Origin of the sequence: Paracoccus xiamenensis, assembly GCF_011308835.1 — a bacterium.
Classification (GTDB): domain Bacteria; phylum Pseudomonadota; class Alphaproteobacteria; order Rhodobacterales; family Rhodobacteraceae; genus Paracoccus; species Paracoccus xiamenensis.
The window spans coordinates 100,187-117,276 of the sequence record NZ_JAAOHY010000005.1; the positions used below are offsets into that span (position 1 = coordinate 100,187).

General features: G+C 65.2%; 15 protein-coding genes. 9 read left to right on the forward strand and 6 right to left on the reverse strand.

The window, feature by feature from the left end:
* Window positions 1-3: 3 nt before the first annotated feature.
* Both G7044_RS12120 and G7044_RS12125 read right to left on the reverse strand, forming a co-directional pair.
* Complete coding sequence (locus tag G7044_RS12120) at window positions 4-588, reverse strand: DUF6931 family protein (RefSeq protein WP_235931281.1); 585 nt, start codon at window positions 586-588, stop codon at window positions 4-6.
* Between the two features lie 194 nt (window positions 589-782).
* On the reverse strand, window positions 783-1,451 hold the full coding sequence (locus G7044_RS12125) for a GntR family transcriptional regulator (protein WP_166329207.1): 669 nt from the start codon (window positions 1,449-1,451) through the stop codon (window positions 783-785).
* A gap of 54 nt (window positions 1,452-1,505) precedes the next feature.
* Here G7044_RS12125 and G7044_RS12130 point away from each other — a divergent pair, with 54 nt between their 5' ends.
* A complete protein-coding gene (locus G7044_RS12130) occupies window positions 1,506-2,582 on the forward strand; it encodes an AbrB family transcriptional regulator (protein ID WP_166329209.1) in 1,077 nt (358 codons plus the stop codon).
* A 44-nt stretch (window positions 2,583-2,626) separates the two neighbouring features.
* Entirely contained in the window at window positions 2,627-3,394 is a 768-nt protein-coding gene (locus G7044_RS12135) for a sulfite exporter TauE/SafE family protein (RefSeq protein WP_166329211.1), read from the forward strand.
* Between the two features lie 36 nt (window positions 3,395-3,430).
* On the opposite strand, the gene uvrC is transcribed toward G7044_RS12135, so the two are convergent.
* The 3 genes from uvrC to G7044_RS12150 form a co-directional block, all read right to left on the reverse strand.
* Window positions 3,431-5,287 (reverse strand): excinuclease ABC subunit UvrC, encoded by a 1,857-nt coding sequence (gene uvrC, locus G7044_RS12140; protein WP_166329213.1) that lies wholly within the window; start codon window positions 5,285-5,287, stop codon window positions 3,431-3,433.
* Window positions 5,288-5,741: 454 nt separating this feature from the next.
* The gene (locus G7044_RS12145; RefSeq protein ID WP_166329215.1) at window positions 5,742-6,680 is read right to left on the reverse strand and encodes a calcium/sodium antiporter; all 939 of its coding nucleotides are present in this window, start codon (window positions 6,678-6,680) and stop codon (window positions 5,742-5,744) included.
* A 102-nt stretch (window positions 6,681-6,782) separates the two neighbouring features.
* Window positions 6,783-7,592 carry a S49 family peptidase gene (locus G7044_RS12150; protein ID WP_166329217.1) on the reverse strand — a complete coding sequence of 270 codons (810 nt, stop codon included), beginning with the start codon at window positions 7,590-7,592 and terminating at the stop codon, window positions 6,783-6,785.
* Between the two features lie 176 nt (window positions 7,593-7,768).
* On the opposite strand from G7044_RS12150, the gene G7044_RS12155 reads away from it, so the two are divergent.
* Window positions 7,769-8,728, forward strand: a complete 960-nt coding sequence (locus tag G7044_RS12155) for an acetyl-CoA carboxylase carboxyltransferase subunit alpha (protein WP_166329440.1) — start codon at window positions 7,769-7,771, stop codon at window positions 8,726-8,728.
* Between the two features lie 71 nt (window positions 8,729-8,799).
* Here the strand turns inward: G7044_RS12155 and G7044_RS12160 are convergent, their stop codons facing one another.
* On the reverse strand, window positions 8,800-9,093 hold the full coding sequence (locus tag G7044_RS12160; RefSeq protein ID WP_166329219.1) for a hypothetical protein: 294 nt from the start codon (window positions 9,091-9,093) through the stop codon (window positions 8,800-8,802).
* A 129-nt stretch (window positions 9,094-9,222) separates the two neighbouring features.
* Here G7044_RS12160 and secG point away from each other — a divergent pair, with 129 nt between their 5' ends.
* The 6 genes from secG to G7044_RS12190 all read left to right on the forward strand — a co-directional run bounded on the left by secG (window position 9,223) and on the right by G7044_RS12190 (window position 16,983).
* Entirely contained in the window at window positions 9,223-9,711 is a 489-nt protein-coding gene (gene secG / locus G7044_RS12165; protein ID WP_166329221.1) for a preprotein translocase subunit SecG, read from the forward strand.
* A 147-nt stretch (window positions 9,712-9,858) separates the two neighbouring features.
* The gene (locus tag G7044_RS12170) at window positions 9,859-11,505 is read left to right on the forward strand and encodes a CTP synthase (RefSeq protein WP_166329223.1); all 1,647 of its coding nucleotides are present in this window, start codon (window positions 9,859-9,861) and stop codon (window positions 11,503-11,505) included.
* Window positions 11,506-11,869: 364 nt separating this feature from the next.
* Window positions 11,870-12,766 carry an imelysin family protein gene (locus G7044_RS12175; protein WP_166329225.1) on the forward strand — a complete coding sequence of 299 codons (897 nt, stop codon included), beginning with the start codon at window positions 11,870-11,872 and terminating at the stop codon, window positions 12,764-12,766.
* Between the two features lie 76 nt (window positions 12,767-12,842).
* Window positions 12,843-13,262 carry a hypothetical protein gene (locus G7044_RS12180; protein WP_166329227.1) on the forward strand — a complete coding sequence of 140 codons (420 nt, stop codon included), beginning with the start codon at window positions 12,843-12,845 and terminating at the stop codon, window positions 13,260-13,262.
* The gene (locus tag G7044_RS12185; RefSeq protein ID WP_166329229.1) at window positions 13,253-14,797 is read left to right on the forward strand and encodes a cytochrome c family protein; all 1,545 of its coding nucleotides are present in this window, start codon (window positions 13,253-13,255) and stop codon (window positions 14,795-14,797) included. The genes G7044_RS12180 and G7044_RS12185 overlap by 10 nt, the downstream gene beginning before the upstream one ends.
* Window positions 14,794-16,983: an FTR1 family iron permease gene (locus tag G7044_RS12190; protein WP_166329231.1), complete on the forward strand. Its 2,190-nt coding sequence runs from the start codon at window positions 14,794-14,796 to the stop codon at window positions 16,981-16,983. Before G7044_RS12185 ends, G7044_RS12190 begins: the two co-directional genes overlap by 4 nt.
* Window positions 16,984-17,090 lie beyond the last annotated feature (107 nt).

Sequence of the window (17,090 nt, forward strand, 5' to 3'; positions counted from 1 at the left end):
GTGTTAATAGGCCCGGAACAGGGCCTCGGCCATATCAAGAAAACGGGCAAGAAAAACGGGCCGCTGGCGCAGCTGGGTCCGCGCCAGGCAGGACAGAACCGCACTGTTGATCGCCACCGGCGACTTGTGCGGCGGCGAGGGGTCGGGATCGTTGGGCGCAGGCCCGCCCGAGGCCCAACCCACCGCCAGCCCCAGCAGCACCGAGGGGTTGCGCACCGGCGCCCACAGCGCCTGACGCATGATGACATGGCGGCGCGAGGTTGTCGGGTCGTTCAGCCAGTCCGAGATGAGGTGCATCATCGGGCGTTCGCTGGAATCCAGATGTTCGGCCATCATCCGCAGGCATTCATAGCCCCAGCCCACGGCCGAAATCGGCAGCGCCGCGAAGGCGACATAGGTCACCGCCTCCTCGGGCGTGGTCGAGCCGCGCAGCCGGTACAGGAATTGCAGGCCGTTTTCATCGGCGCGCGGGCGCGGCTTGACCAGTTCGGGCAAGCGTTCCAGCTGGGCGAACAGCTCGACCGGGCTTTCGGTGCGCAGGGTCCGGCGTGGCGGCCGGGTCTTTTCTAGATCATCACCGGCGGTCATCGGGAACTCTGCACAATCGGGCGGCGGGCTGGTCGGGCGGGTATGTATGCCGCAAGTTGCCGCAGACAGCGCCGGTGTCAACCCATCCGGGCCAGAAGCGGGACGCCGCGTCAGATTGACCCGCAGCGACCGCCCCCGACGCGAGGATCACCACACCCTATCTGTCGCCGGCTTTTAACGGGCCGTTAACGCCGTCATTCGCCATCTTCTGCGCGGGCGCGGCGCAGGATCCGCAGACGGGCGAATTGGGCGCGCTCCATATGGCGGCGCATTGCCGCCTCGGCGGCGGCACCGTCGCGCGACTGCAGCGCCTCCAGCACCTCGCGGTGTTCGTCCACGGCCTCGCGCGCACGGTCGGGCATCGCCATGCTGGAGGTGCCAAGGATCAGCAGCGTGTTTTCCACCGTCGCCACTGCCCGCAGCAGAAAGCGGTTGCGGGCGGCATCCAGCAGCAGCCGGTGAAACTGCCGGTTCAACTGGATCGCCGCCTCGGGCAGGGTGGCGGCGCGCATTTCGTCGTTGATCGCGACCAGCTCCTCCAGCTCGACCGGCGAGGCCGCCCGCGCCGCCAGTCGCGCCGCCGTGCCTTCCAGCACGGTGCGCATCTCGTAAAGCTCCATCAGCTCGGGATAGTCGAGCGTGCGCACCACCGCCCCGCTGCGCGGCAGGTGGTCGACCAGGCCCTCGGCCTCCAGCCGGCGGATTGCCTCGCGCACGGGGGTGCGGCTGACGTCCAGACGCTCGGCGATTTCGGTTTCGCGCAGGCGGCTGCCGGGGGGCAGCTTGCCCGACCGGATCTCATCACAAAGCCGCTCATAGGTGGTTTCGCCCTGAAGCGTGCCGGGGGCTGGTGCAGTTTCCATGGCATCCGGTTTTTCGATTGCAAGATGTGTCCATTCGTATACTGTTGGATACAAATGCGTCAAGTTTCATTCGTCCCCTTTAAGTTGCTGACCCCACGCCGGCTTGGCACGCTGGCGCTGGCGGCGCTTGGTACGCTGGTCTTCGCGCTGGCGGGGCTGCCCCTGCCCTTTCTGTTCGGGCCGATGTTCGCCTGCCTGCTGGCGGCACTGGCGGGGGCGCCGCTGCAAGGGGTGGCGCCGATTTCCTCGGCCGCACGGACGATTCTGGGGGTGGCGGTGGGCGCGACCATCACGCCCGAGGTCATCCATGCGCTGCCGCAAATGGCCGGTTCGGTCGCCTTCGTGCCGCTCTATATCGCCGCCATCGGGCTGGTCGGCGTGCCCTATTTCCACCGCATCTGCGGTTTCGATCTGGCGACTTCCTATTTCGCGGCGATGCCGGGCGGCCTTCAGGACATGGTCGTCTTCGGGGCAGAGGCCGGCGGCAATGTCCGCGCCCTGTCGCTGATCCATGCGACGCGAGTGCTGGTCATCGTCACCATCGTGCCGGCGGTGCTGGTCTATGTCTTCGACCGGCCGCTGGTCCAACCCATCGGCGCACCTGCGTCGGAACTGCCGCTTAGGGAAATGTTGCTGATGGCCGCCGCCGCCATCCTCGGCTGGAAGCTGGCCGAGCGGGTTGGCCTGTTCGGTGCCCCCATCCTTGGCCCGCTGATCCTGACCGCCGCCCTGTCGCTGACCGGCATCATCGAGCACCGCCCCCCGCGCGAGGCGATATTGGCGGCACAGTTCCTCATCGGCATGGGCATCGGCGTCGGCTATGTCGGCGTCACCCTGCTGGAGCTGCGGCGGATCGTGCTGTCGGGCATGATCTTCGTGGTCATTCTGGCGGCGCTGGCCTTTCTGGTGACCGAGGCGGTGGTGCAACTCGGCCTCGCCTCGCCGATCGAGGGGTTTCTGGCCTTCGCCCCCGGCGGGCAGGCCGAAATGACCGTGCTGGCGATCGTGGCCGGGGCGGATCTGGGCTTTGTAGTCATCCACCACCTTGCCCGTCTGACGCTGGTGATCCTTGGCGCGCCGATCTTTGCCGCCGCCATGGGATTGCGTGGCAAATCGGGCAGGAAGGGTTAGGCCGTGGAACCGTTCAAAGCAGGCCGTTCCGGGGGACAAAGAAAATGCTTCCAGATACGCTGACCCTGCTGCCAGAGGGCATGAGCCAGACGGTTTTCACGGTGTTGCTGCTGGCCAGCTTCGCGGCATCATTCATCACCGTCGCCTTCGGCATCGGCGGCGGTGCGCTGACTTTGGCAGTAATGGCGACGCTGGTCCCGCCGGCGGCGCTGATCCCGACGCATGGGGTGATTCAGATCGGGTCGAATCTTGGCCGGGCAGCGGTGACATTCCGGCATATCTTCTGGCCAGCCCTGCCCGCCTTTACGCTGGGTTCAGTAATCGGCGCGGGGATCGGCGGATCACTGGCAATCAGCCTGCCGCCGGCATGGGTCCAGATCGGTATCGGCGGGTTCGTGATCTGGTCGGTGCTGGGCCGGCCGCCCAAGGGCGTGCGCGACTGGCCGCTGACGGTTGGGGTGATTTCCAGCTTTCTGACCATGTTCTTCGGCGCCACCGGCCTGTTCGTCGCCGTCTTCACCAAGTCGCAGAAACTGCCGCGTCACGACCATGTCGCCACCCATGCCGCGCTGATGACGGTGCAGCACGGCATCAAGACCATCGCATTCGGGCTGCTGGGCTTTGCCTTTTCAGAATGGTGGGGCTTCGTGATCGCCATGATCGCCGCGGGCTTTCTGGGCACGCTGGCGGGCAAGCGCCTGCTGAACCGGCTGGATGACCGCCTGTTCCGGCGGGCATTGGATCTGATCCTTGTGCTGCTGTCGCTGCGGCTGATCTGGGCCGGAATGCGGCAGCTTCTGGCCGGCACCTGAGCCCGCCACCAGAGCCGCGGCCCAAGGGGCAAGCGCTCAGCCCCGAAAATGGTCGTAGATCTTCTGGGCCAGCCCTTCATTGATGCCGTCGACGGCCATCAGATCCGCCACCGCCGCCCTGCTGACCGCCTTGGCAGAGCCGAAATGCGCCAGCAGCGCCTTTTTACGCGCCGCGCCCACGCCCGCCACCTCGTCCAGCGGCGTCGCAGAAACCGCCTTCGCGCGCTTGGCCCGATGGGTGCCGATGGCCCAGCGATGCGCCTCGTCGCGCAGGCGCTGGATGAAATACAGCACCGGATCATTCATGCGCAGCGCGAAGGGGCGCTGACCGAAACGGTGGAATTCTTCCTTGCCATGATCGCGGTCCTGCCCCTTTGCGACGCCGATCATGGGAATATCCTCGACGCCCAGCTCGGCCATGATCTCGTGCACGGCGCTGACCTGACCGGCGCCGCCGTCGATCAGCAGCAGATCGGGCCAGGATTCCGATTCGCGGTCGGGGTCTTCCTTCAGCAACCGGGTAAAGCGGCGGGTCAGCACCTCTTTCATCATGCCGAAATCATCGCCGGGGGTGATTTCCGTCCCCTTGATGTTGAACTTGCGGTACTGGCTTTTGATCCAGCCTTCAGGACCGGCCACGACCATGCCACCCACGGCATTGGTGCCCATGATGTGACTGTTGTCATAGACCTCGATCCGGCGCGGCGGACCGGGCAGCTCGAAAGCGTCGGCCAGCCCTTCCAGCAGCCGCAGCTGGGTGGCGCTTTCCGACATCCGCCGGGCCAGGCTTTCGCGGGCGTTGCGCAGCGCGTTTTCCACCAGCTCGGCCTTCTCGCCGCGCTGAGGCACGCCCAGCACAACCTTGCGCCCGGCCTTTTCCGACAGCGCCTCGCGCATCAGGTCCATATCCTCGACCCCGTGCGACAGCAGCACCATACGCGGCGGCACCTTGTTGTCGTAGAACTGCATCAGGAAGGCCTGCATCACCTCGTCCGCGGATTCGACGCCGCCGAGGCGGGGATAGAAATCGCGGTTCCCCCAGCTTTGATTGCCGCGAATGAAAAAGACCTGCACGCAGGCCTGCCCGCCATCCATGTGCAGCGCGACGATATCCGCCTCGGGGATGCCGCGCGGGTTGATGGCCTGCACCGACTGCACCGCCGTCAGCGCCTTGATGCGGTCGCGCAGCGCGGCGGCACGTTCGTATTCCATCGCCTCAGAGGCCGCCGCCATCTCGACCGCCAGATCGGCCTGAATCTGGGTCGAGCGGCCTTTCAGGAACAGCTCTGCATCATTGACCAGCCCGCCGTATTCGGGTTCCGAAATCTTGCCGACGCAGGGCGCGCTGCACCGCTTGATCTGGTACAGAAGACAGGGCCGGGTCCGGCTTTCAAAGACCGCATCGGTGCAGTTGCGCAGCAGAAACACCCGCTGCAACTGGTTCAGCGTGCGGTTGACCGCACCCGCGCCCGCGAAGGGGCCATAGTAATCGCCCTTCTCGGATTTCGCGCCACGATGCTTCTTGATCTGCGGGAAGGCGTGGCTTTTGGCGACGAGGATATTGGGGAACGACTTGTCGTCGCGCAGCAGCACGTTATAGCGCGGCTTCAGCTGCTTGATGAGGTTCTGCTCCAGCAGAAGCGCCTCGGTTTCCGTGCGCGTGGTCAGGAACATCATCGAATGGGTTTCGCGGATCATCCGGGCGATCCGCGCCGTATGCCCCTGCCCGCGCGCATAGTTCGAGACCCGTGCCTTCAGATTCCGTGCCTTGCCCACATACAGCACATCACCCTTTTCGCCCAGCATCCGATAGACACCGGGACTGCCGTCCAGCGTCTTGAGGTAGTCAGAGATCAGCGACTGGCCAATCAATTTGGGGGCGGAATCAGTCATGGCTTAACAGATGGGTGATTCTGGGGGGTGGCTGCAAGTTCACGGGTGCATTGGCAAGAAGAATCCTGTCCACGGTTTTTGTGGATAACTCTGTGGGCGAGCTGTGGCCTTCGATGCTTTCCTTAACGTTTTATAGGATTTTTCATATTTGCCTATTTTTTAGGCATATTCATAAACCATTGTTTTTACGCATTATTTTATCTCACTCGAACAATCACCTGAAAAACAAGACGGAATCCTAACCGTTTTGTTACTGCTGGGCCAAAGGTGGACAAACTGTCGCGCCGCCCCCGACAGGGCGTCCAGAGACCGGCTTATCGGCGGCATCGCGATTGACGCATATTCAGGTTCTAATGGGCGTTGCCGCAGGGCAGCCGCCGGTTCATGGTCGGTGCTGTCAGGGGGCCGGCCGCTGCGCCGGCCATATCCTCCGGGGTGACGCATGGCGGTCAGCTCATGCCAGCAGCCAGACCGTATAGGCAGCATAGATCGCGATCAGCACCCCGCCCGCCAGCCGTCCGACCGCGATGTGGCGAAACAGGAAGGGGCCCAGCAACGCCGTCGTCGCCAGCATGAACCACAGGTCGAAACGCAGCATCTGGTCGGGCACGTCGAGCGGGCCGAAAAATGCGGTGACGCCCATGATGGCGAGGATGTTGAACAGGTTCGAGCCGATCACATTGCCCAACGCCATATCCGCACGCCCCCGCAAAGCCGAGGCGACAGAGGCCGCCAGCTCTGGCAACGAGGTGCCAATCGCCACCAGTGTCAGGCCGATCACCGCCTCGCTGATGCCAAAGCCGCGGGCGATGTCGGTCGCTCCGTCGACCAGCAGGCGCGCGCCAATCGGCAGCAGCACCAGCCCCAACCCCAGCCACAGCGCGATCTTGGCACCGCGATCCGTGGCGATCTCCAGCTCGGGGGTCTCGGGCGCATGGCCCCGACCGCCGCGGGCGCGGCTGATTTGCAGATACAGCGTCAGCGCCAGCCCCGTCAGCAGGATGGCGCCGTGCCACCAGACAAGCGGCCCGGCAAAGCACAGCCCGATCAGCAGCACCGAGGCCAGCATTGCATAGACCCAGCTGCTTTTGAGTTCATCATCGTTGCTGAGCACCGGCGCGATCAAAGCGGTCGCACCAAGGATAAGCAGCACATTGGCAAGGTTCGACCCGACCACATTGCCAAGCGCGATGCCGGGCTGCCCCCCCAGCGCGGCGGCGACCGACACGATCAGCTCTGGCGCCGAGGTGCCGAATGCCAGCACCGTCAGCCCGACGATCACAGGCGCGATCCCCAGCTTCAGTGCCAATGCGACCGCACCGCGCACCAGATTGTCGCCACCGACGACAAGCAGGGCCAGCCCGGCCAGAACAAGCAGGACATCAACGATCACGACGGGACCACCCAAGAAGTTTGGCCATGAAACGCCGGAATCCCGGCCCGGAAATCAGCCCCAGCGCGATCAGCGCCAGCAGGATCAGCAGAACGCCCTTGATCATGCGCCAAACCGCTGAAAGGCGGCACGTTCCTCAACGGCGGCCAGCGCGTCCCCGGTCAGGCCGGCCGCGGACAGGCCAAAGCGGCGCAGGAAAGGCGTCCGCGTGCCGAAGGTCTGGAAGCGCACCTTGTCGCCGTAAAGCGCCCGCATTTTCGGGGCCAGATGGGCAATCCCGTCGATCAGCCCCAATTCCTGCGCCCGACCGGCCAGCCAGAACGCGCCGGTGAATGTCTCTTCATCGCCCGTCAGACGCGCACCGCGCCGGGTTTTCACCTGGTCGATAAAGATCTGGTGCATCTCGTCCAGCAGGATCTGCAGGCGGGCGACGTCCTCGGGGTTTTCGGGCCGGAACATGTCCAGCTGCGACTTCGACCGGCCGGCGGTATGGACGCGACGCTCTATCCCGTGGCGGGCGATGAAATCGGGCAGCCCGAACCCGGCTGAGATCACCCCGATCGAGCCCAGGACCGAGCATTCATCCGCCCAGATCTTGTCCGCCGCACTGGCCAGCCAGTAACCACCGGATGCGGCCACATCCTCGACAAAGGCATGAACGGGTATCTCGTGCTTGTCAGCCAGCCGCCGGATCCGCGAGGCAATCAGCGAAGATTGCACCGGCGAACCACCCGGCGAATTGATCGCCAGCGCCACCGCCTGCGGTTTGCCCTTCACGAAGGCGCGTTCCAGTACCGGGGCGAGGGCCGCATCGTTCAGCCCCCCTGCCCCCGCACGGGATGAAATTCCGATGGCGCCTTGAAGGCGGACGACATTGACGCGGGGCGCGCGGTTCAGGAATGGCACTCTCATGGCCGACAGATAAGCGCAGGCGCGGCCTGCGACAAGTTACACACTCGTTAAGTTATCGCCCTCGCTCATCTGCTTCTATCCGGGTGCTATTGTCGGGCTTTGCTGCGCTGCAGTGCCACACGCGTTGCAATCGCCCGCGACCCGCCGCATATAAAGGGCCGACACGACGGGGGAACCTGATGACCTATCTCGATTTCGAAAAGCCGCTAGCGGATATCGAAGGAAAAGCCGAAGAATTGCGCGCCATGGGCCAAAAGGGCGAAGGCGTGGATGTCGAGAAAGAGGCAGCCGCCCTGGACAAGAAGGCCGGCGCGCTGCTGAAGGAACTGTATGGCAGCCTCGACCCCTGGCGCAAAACTCAGGTCGCCCGCCATCCGGAACGCCCGCATTGCCGCGACTATATCGACGCGCTGTTCACCGAATACACGCCGCTGGCCGGCGACCGCGCATTCGGCGACGACCATGCGGTGATGGGCGGCCTCGCACGTTTCAACGACGCGCCTTGCGTGGTGATCGGCCACGAAAAGGGCAATGACACCAAGTCGCGCATCACCCATAATTTCGGCATGGCCCGGCCCGAAGGCTATCGCAAGGCAATCCGGCTGATGGACATGGCCGACCGCTTTGGCCTGCCGGTCATTACGCTGGTCGACACCCCCGGCGCCTATCCCGGCAAGGGCGCCGAGGAGCGTGGCCAGTCAGAAGCCATCGCGCGTTCGACCGAGAAATGCCTGCAGATCGGCGTGCCGCTGGTTTCCGTCATCATCGGCGAGGGCGGATCGGGCGGGGCCGTGGCCTTTGTCACCGCAAACCGCATCATCATGCTGGAACATTCGATCTATTCGGTGATCTCGCCCGAGGGCTGCGCCTCGATCCTGTGGAAGGATGCCGAGAAGATGCGCGAAGCCGCCGAGGCGCTGCGCCTGACCGCGCAGGACCTGAAGAAGCTGGGCGTTATCGACCGCATCGTCGCCGAACCGCTGGGCGGCGCACAGCGCGACCCCAAGGCGGCGATGGCCGCCGTCGGCAAGGACATCACCGCCATGCTGAAAGAAATGTCGGACAAGAAACCTGCCGAGCTGGTCAAGGATCGCCGCCAGAAGTTCCTGGACATGGGCCAGAAGGGTCTGGGCTGACGGCCGGGTCACTTGAACGAATTTCAACGCCCGGTGCAATCTGCACCGGGCGTTTTCATTGATAACCCAGCCTAGCGGCAGGCGAAGACGATGCTGCGGGTGGGGGCGCGGCGGCTGTTGACCGGCGCCGGCTTGACCCGGTTTTCCTTGACCCTGGACCCCTCGGGGCAGACCTGGGCCGCTGCGCGCTCACATCCCGACAGATCGCGGGCGTCGCAGGAGGTGGCGTAAAGCGCCTTGCCCGCCGGCGCCCCCATCCGTTCATGGCTGATCCGCACCTGGCCACCGCCGGTCGAGGTTTGCACGCAACCGGCAAGCGTCAACGGCAGCGCCATCAGAACCAGCCACTTCGTCACCATCGTCACCCTCACCCGCCTGTTTCCGACAATCTACAGCCTTCCCGACAAGATGATAGCCCGGTGCGCCGCTTCGCCTTGCCAAGTGGTCGCGTCCTGACTAGATAGGCCCGTCCGCATTCGAAAAAGGCCCGTGTCTTGGAAAACGTTGTCCTGACCGTCCATCTGATCCTTGCGCTGCTGCTGATCGGCGTCGTGCTTCTGCAACGCTCTGAGGGCGGCGGTCTTGGCATGGGCGGCGGCGGTGGCGGCGGTGTCATGACTGGCCGTCAGGCGGCCAATGCGCTGTCCAAGCTGACCTGGCTTCTGGCTGCGGGTTTCCTGGTCACCTCGCTGACGCTGACCATCATCGCCTCGCGCAATGCGACTGGTGCATCGGTGCTGGACCAACTGGGCGTGAACGCGCCGGAACCCAGCACGAACGGCGCCCCGGCGCTGCCGACCTATACCCCGCCGCCCGGCGTGGGTCAGCCGATCGCACCGCCTGCGCCTGATGCGCCCGCGACGACCCCGGCGCCAGAGGCCGCAGCACCCGCCACCAGCGAACCGGCGACCCCGCCGGCAGAGGCTGCACCTGCCACCGAAGGTGCCGCCACCACGCCGGCAACGCCGCCCGCGGCGAACTGAACCCAAGACCTTGGGGCGCGGACCATCGCGCCCACATCCACTTGCGGCCCGCGTTGCGGCCACGGGACAAATCGGTTATATTTTTCCTCCCGTGAACGTCGCTTTGGCGGCCGTATAAGACATTGATTCGAATTCACGGGGGCCCCCATGGCGCGTTACATCTTCATCACCGGCGGCGTGGTGTCTTCGCTTGGCAAGGGGCTTGCCTCGGCGGCACTGGGGGCACTGCTACAGGCGCGCGGCTATACCGTGCGGCTGCGCAAGCTGGACCCCTATCTGAACGTCGATCCGGGCACCATGTCGCCCTTTGAGCATGGCGAGGTTTTCGTGACCGACGATGGCGCGGAAACCGATCTCGACCTTGGCCATTACGAACGCTTCACCGGCGTCCATGCCCGCCAGACCGATTCGATTTCCTCGGGCCGGATCTATTCCAACGTGTTGGAGAAAGAGCGTCGCGGCGAATACCTGGGCAAGACCATCCAGGTGATTCCCCATGTCACCAATGAGATCAAAGATTTCCTTGCCGTGGGCGAGGATGAGGTGGATTTCATGCTGTGCGAGATCGGCGGCACCGTCGGCGATATCGAAGGCCTGCCCTTCTTCGAGGCGATCCGCCAGTTCACCCACGAACGCCCGCGCGGCGAATGCATCCTGATGCATCTGACGCTGCTGCCCTATCTGTCAGCCTCGGGCGAGCTGAAGACAAAGCCGACCCAGCACAGCGTCAAGGAACTGCAATCCATCGGCCTCGCGCCGGATGTGCTGGTCTGCCGCAGCGAACACCCGATCCCGGAAAAGGAACGCGCCAAGATCGCGCTGTTCTGTAATGTCCGCCCAGACGCCGTGATTCCGGCCTATGACCTCAAATCGATCTATGAGGCCCCGCTGGCCTATCATCGCGCGGGACTGGATCAGGCGGTGCTGAACGCCTTCCATATCAGCCCGGCCCCGCGCCCCGACCTGTCGCGTTGGGAAGACGTGATGGACCGGCTGACCCATACCGACGGCACGGTGAAGATTGCCATTGTCGGCAAATACACCCAGCTGGGCGACGCCTATAAATCCATCGCCGAGGCTCTGACCCATGGCGGCATGGCCAACCGCGTCCGCGTCAAGGCCGACTGGATCGCCGCCGAGGATATCGAGGCCAAGGATGGCAGCCACCTGCTGGACGGCTATCACGGCATCATCGTGCCCGGCGGTTTCGGCGAACGCGGCACCGAGGGCATGATTACCGCCGCCAAATACGCGCGCGAGAAAAACGTCCCCTATCTGGGCATCTGCCTTGGCATGCAGATGGCCGTGATCGAAGCCGCGCGCAATCTGGCGGGCATCGAGGATGCCGGGTCCGAGGAATTCGACCACGAAGCCGGCAAGGAACGTTTCACCCCCGTCGTCTATCACCTGAAGGAATGGGTGCAGGGCAATTACAAGGTCCAGCGCAGCCTGACCGACGACAAGGGCGGCACCATGCGGCTGGGGGCCTATACGGCGGTGCTGAAGCCCGATTCGAAGATCTCGGAGATTTATGACGGCGCGACCGAGATCGAAGACCGCCACCGCCACCGCTATGAAGTCGACAGCCGCTATATCCCGCAGCTGGAAGAAGCCGGGCTTTCCTTCTCGGGCATGTCGCCGGATGGCAAGCTGCCCGAGGCGATCGAGTACCCGAATCACCGCTGGTTCATCGGCGTACAGGCCCATCCGGAACTGAAATCCAAACCCTTCGAACCCGCCCCCTTGTTCGACGGCTTTGTCGAAGCCGCCAAGGAAGGCGCGCGGCTGGTCTGACCCCCGCAGTGTGTTGCAAGACAGAAAGGGCGCCGCGTGACGGCGCCTTTTCCGCGTTCCTCGGCCGACTGCGAACCATCTTCCTGCGATTGCGGGTTTATCGGATAAATATCGCGCGGCAGCGTCATTTTGACGCCCCTCAATAAATTGACTGAAACGCTTGGGTATGATCTATATCTCGCCTTGAAACCAGTCGGCCACCGGCCCGCCCATTTTCAAGAGGATACAGCGTCTTATCATCGCCCTGACCACATCGACCCTGCTGGCCACCGCCGCGCTTGCCAATACCGAAGCCGAGGGGCTGGAGCGGGTAAAGGCCTTTACGCTGGAACATAACGACGCGCTGATCGCCGAGGCCACGAAGATGCAGGCCGCGGCCGCCGCCTATAACGATCTGATCCTTGCGCATAACGGCGATTACGCCGCCGCCTGGGCCGCCGAACCCGCCAAGCTGACCGAGGCAGTGAATACCCTGCGCGCGCAATGGCTTGCGGCCTCGAACCAATATGAAACCATCGAGGGGATCGTCGCCGGCATCCCGTCGACGGCGAAATACGACCTTATCCTTGATGCCGGCAATCCGGGGACCGAGGACGAAGACGTCGCCGAATTCGACCTGACCCTGCCCGATGGCACCGTGCTGGAAAAGCCCGGCAGCCTGTTCCACACCATCACCGAACCGCTTTTCTGGGGCACCGACAAGGAAAGCGTCAAGCTGGAGGCCGACCTGAACGGCAATGGCGCGGCTGACGCGGGCGAGGTGCTGTTCGACGCCAACCTGGCGCTGGGTGCGGCCAATGGCATGGTCGAATGGGCAACCGCCCTGCGCAATGACATGGCCGCCTGGGCACCGAACCGCGATGACGCTTTCACCGCCGTCGTGACCATGACCCCGACCGTGGGCGATTACTTTGGCGAATGGAAGGAATCGCAATTCCTGGGCGGCGAAGGCGCGGCCTTCGTGGCGCAAAGCCGGTTGATCGACGTCTTGGGGATCATGGGCGGCTGCGAACGGATGTATGTCTCGGCCATCTCGCCGGTCATCGCAACCGAAGACACGGCGCTGGATTCGGCGATCACCAATGACTTCAAGGAACTGATCGCGCTGGTGACCGAAACCCGCGACCGTGAAGCAGCGGGCGAGAAGTTCACCGCCGAAGAAGCAGACGCCCTTGGCGGCGAAGCACAGGACATTGCCGAACGTATCGTTGCACAGGTCCTGCAAGCTGCCGCCAAGAACGGGGTCGAAATCAAGGGCTAACACGACCATGAAGGGACCAGCCGCAAGCCATCCCGCCCCTGCTAGCCCCAGCTTCCCCCGCCCGCGCGGGGGAACGTTGCGCTCGGGCATCCAAAGCCTCGCCTTCGCGGCATTATTCGTCAGCGGGCTGGACCTGTGGCTGTCAGGGCAGCAGCGGCTGGTCCTTTGGGCGCATCTGCTTATCGGGCTGGGGCTGCTGGTCTTTCTGGTGCCTTGGCTGACCCGCCACGTCCCAACCTCACTACGACAAAGCCGGCGACGCGCGTTCACGAACCTGTCCTGGGCGCTGCTGGCCTGCTGGACACTGCTGCTCGGTTCGGGGCTGGTGATGGCGGTGCCGGCGCTGCTTTGGCTTGGCGGGATTGTCTGGTTCCCTCAACGCCCGGTCACCGAGGCCCTGTCGCTGATCCATTTCTGGTCCTCGTGGCTTGCGGCGGGCGGTCTGGTCCTGCATCTGACGATGCGGCACTGGGTCTGGGGGCGCAAATGGAACTGAAATCCCAGCTGCGATATCACGCCCGCCCCTTGTCGATCGGCGCTGTAATCGCCATTGCCGCAGCACTTGCCATCGCCGCCTGGGCACCGCGCCCGGCCCCGGTGGGCGTCGCCATGTCCGACATCCCCTTTTATCGCCTGCCCTTCGGCACCGATGCCCAAGGGGCAGAGCGGCCCTTCTGGCCCTCGCGCATGGAAAGCCATGACGGCATGTTCAGCGACCCGGCCCGCATCCCGTCCTCGGCCGAATGCGCCAATTGCCATGCGCAGGAATTCCACGAATGGGCCGGCTCGCTGCATGCCATCGCGGATCGCGACCTGATCTATGAAGCCACGGTTGATGCCAATGCCGATGCCGTGCGCAACCCCGAACAGGGCCGCTTTTGCGAGGGCTGCCATGCGCCGGCAGAGATGCTGACCGGCCGCGTCAACCGCTTTGTATCCGCCGCCCCCGCCGAGGCCCTGACCGAGGGGGTGTCCTGCGTCACCTGCCACACCGCCACCGCCGCCGATCCGCTGGCCGGCAACGGTGCCATAACCCTCGCCTATGGCCGGGCCGAGGCAGAGCGCGACAACCCGCAGGGCGCAGCGCTTCTGGCCGATCCGCGCGCCCATCTGGCGGCCTATGCCGCGCCGGATACCGATGCGCTGATGAAAAGCTCCGATCTGTGCGGGGCCTGCCATACAGAGATCTACGACCATAACATGACTCCCGCCACCACGCCGCAGGTGGTGCAGTCGACCTTCGTCGAATGGAGGGACAGCTGGTATGCGCAGAATGATATAACCTGCCAGGATTGCCATATGGCCGCCGATCCGGCGGCGCAGGTGATGGCGCTGCGGCAGGGCAAGATCGAGAAACCGGCGAAATATTCGCACCGCTTCATCGGCGCAAACCACCTTCTGACCGATACCGGGCTGGGCGATTCGCTTCTGGTGCTGCGCGGCGGGATGCTGCCCGGCATGGACAGTGCCAGCAACAAGGCCACGCTGGACGAACAGGCCCGCCAGACCGTCGCCTTCATGCGCACTGCTGCCGGGCTGGAACTGCGCGACAGCGGTGGCGACGCCTCGGGCGGATACCTGGACATCGCGGTCCAGAACCTCGGCGCGGGGCACAACCTGCCGACCGGGGTGAACGACCAGAAACATATGTGGCTGGAGGTGGTCGTGACCGATGCCAGCGGCGCCGAAGTCTTCCGTTCCGGCGGCGCCGCCGAAAGGCTGGGCGTCGAAGACCCCGAGGCGGTCACCTGGATCGAACATTTCCTGGACAAACAGGGCAACCGCCTGACCGATCACCTGACCTTCGCCACCGCCAAGGTGGTCTGGATGCGCCGCCCCATTCCGCCGAAGGGCGAGCAGGTGCTGCGCTATGACCTGCCGCCGGCATCCGGTCCGCTGCATCTGCAAGCACGGCTATACTATAAGGTCGCGCTACCCGACCTGATTTTCACACATCTGCGGCGCGACTTGCCGCTTCCCTCGTTCACGCTGGCCGAATTGTCGGTCGACCTGCCGGATATCGCACCGTGAAACTGCTTTCCCTTCTGCTGGGCCTGTTCCTGTTCGCCCTGCCCCTGCACGCCGAAACCCCGTGGTCCGCCGCCAAGATCATCCGCAGCGAAACCGGCCGGATCGAGCGGCTGCTGTATCGTGCCGACACGCCCGAACTTGCCGCCGATATCCAGTCCCGGCTGGACCGTATGGCGGCGGCAGTGCCGGCGCTGGATGCCGATGCGGTGAACGCCGCATTGACGGATTACGCCGCCGCCGCCGCCGCTGGCGCACAGATCGAGGCCGCGCGCCACCGTCAGCTTTTGTGGACGGCAACCATGACCGCCGCCCGCGATCGCGCACTGGCGGCGATTGATGCCGGCGACGCGCAGGCGGCTTCGGACTGGCTGACAATCCGCGATTATGCCCGCGCCTCGGGCGATACCGCCGCGGCGCTGGCGGTGCAGGCGCTGGGTCAGGCAACGCTGGACCCAGCCGCCGCGCATGAGACGGTGGCGTCCGAACTGCTGACAGTGGCCGCATCCGAATTGCGGCTGGCGCTGACCCGCGCCCGCGACGACGCGGCGGCGGGTCACAAGGTCCAATATTCCGGCGATCTGGGCCGGATCGAGGGACTAGCCGCCTATCTCGGCCCCAACCTCGCCAACCATCTCGGCACCGAGGGCAGCGCCGCCTTCCGCGCCGCGCTGGCGCAGGCTGCAACCGATCCCGCCGCGCTTGACCAGATCGGGGCGATGCTGTCGGGCTATGCGCCCGTCACCCTGTCGCCCGAGGAAACGCTGCGCCGCGCCCGTCTGCTGCGTCGTTTCATCGCGCTGGTATGGGAAGAATACAAGGACGGCGTCCGCAATGGCGAGATCAGCCAGCCGATGGAATATCACGAGGCGGTGCTGTTCCGTGACCGGGCCGCGATGATCCTGGGCGATCTGGCGCCGCAGATGGCCGACCCCGCGCAGGCAGCACAGCTGGCCGAGCTGCTGGCGAGCATGAAGACCCGGATGACCGCGCGCGAGGATGGGGTAGAGCCGCTGGTGACCGAGGCATTGGCGCTGATCGACACCAGTTTCGGCGAAGAGGTGTCTGCCGGCGGCTATGCCGCCGCTGTCGACGCCCTACCCGCCGCACTGGATGAATTGCAGCTAATGGCTCAGGCCGGCGACTGGCCCGGAGCCGAGTTGAAGCGGCTGGAGGCATACAGCTGGTTCGACCCCGACATCGAACAACAGCTTGTGCCGCGCGCGCCCTCGATGGCGCTGCGGTTGGAGGCGCGCTTTTGGGAAGGCAGCGCCAGCCGCCCCGGCCTCGGCACGCTGATCGCACGCCAGCAGCCCGTGGCCGAGGAAATCGCCGGCATCAAGGCCGACCTGATCGAGGCCCGCGCCCGGATCGAGGCCACCGTCTCGCCCGTCGGCGCGGCGCTGCAATCGGCCGGTATCGTCTTCCGCGAGGGGTTGGAGGCGGTGCTGATCATCGCCGCCCTGCTGGCCGCCTTGCGCGCCGAGGGTCTCCCCCCCGGCCGTTTCCGCCGCCCCGTCACGGGCGGCGTGGTGCTGGCGCTGATCGGCAGCTTTGCCCTGTGGGCGGCTGCGCGCTGGATCTTTTCGCTGTCGACCCTGGCACGTGAGGCGATCGAGGGCTGGACCGCCCTGATTGCCGCCGCCGTGCTGGTCTGGATGGTGCTGGGATTGACCGCCAGCGGCGGCCATGTCGCCGCCTTCCGCGCCCGGCTGGCCGGCGTCGCAACGCCCTGGACCGTGGCAATGCTGGCCTTTCTGGTGGTCTTCCGCGAGGGCTTCGAAACCGTCCTGTTTTACGAAGCCCTTTTGGCCAGCACCGCGCCCGGTCCGGTGCTGATCGGCCTGCTGGCCGGCGGCGCGGCGGCGCTGGCAGCGGGCTGGCTGGTGCTTGCCTCGGGGCGGAAACTGCCGCTGCGGCTGTTCTTCCGCGTCACCTCGATCCTGCTGGCGGTGCTGGCGGTGATGCTGGTTGGTGCCGGCATCCGGGGCCTGCAGACGGCCGCCCTTGTCAGCGCCACACCGGTGTCCTGGTTCCCGGATCGGGACTGGCTGCAACTGTGGTTCGGCCTGTTCCCGGTGGCAGAGCCTCTGGCCGCCCAGGCGCTGGTGTTGCTGATCCTTGCCCTGCCGTGGTTGTGGCGACACCGCCCCGGCGCGGCCTCGGGACTGGCGGCAAAGCGGGGCTGATCCACGGCCCCAATGCAAGCGGGGCGACAAAACGCAAAACCGCCTCGCGCTTGCGGCCCCGCTCTGGCATGAATTGGGCCGTCGGCGGTACCCCGCGAGGAAGGGCA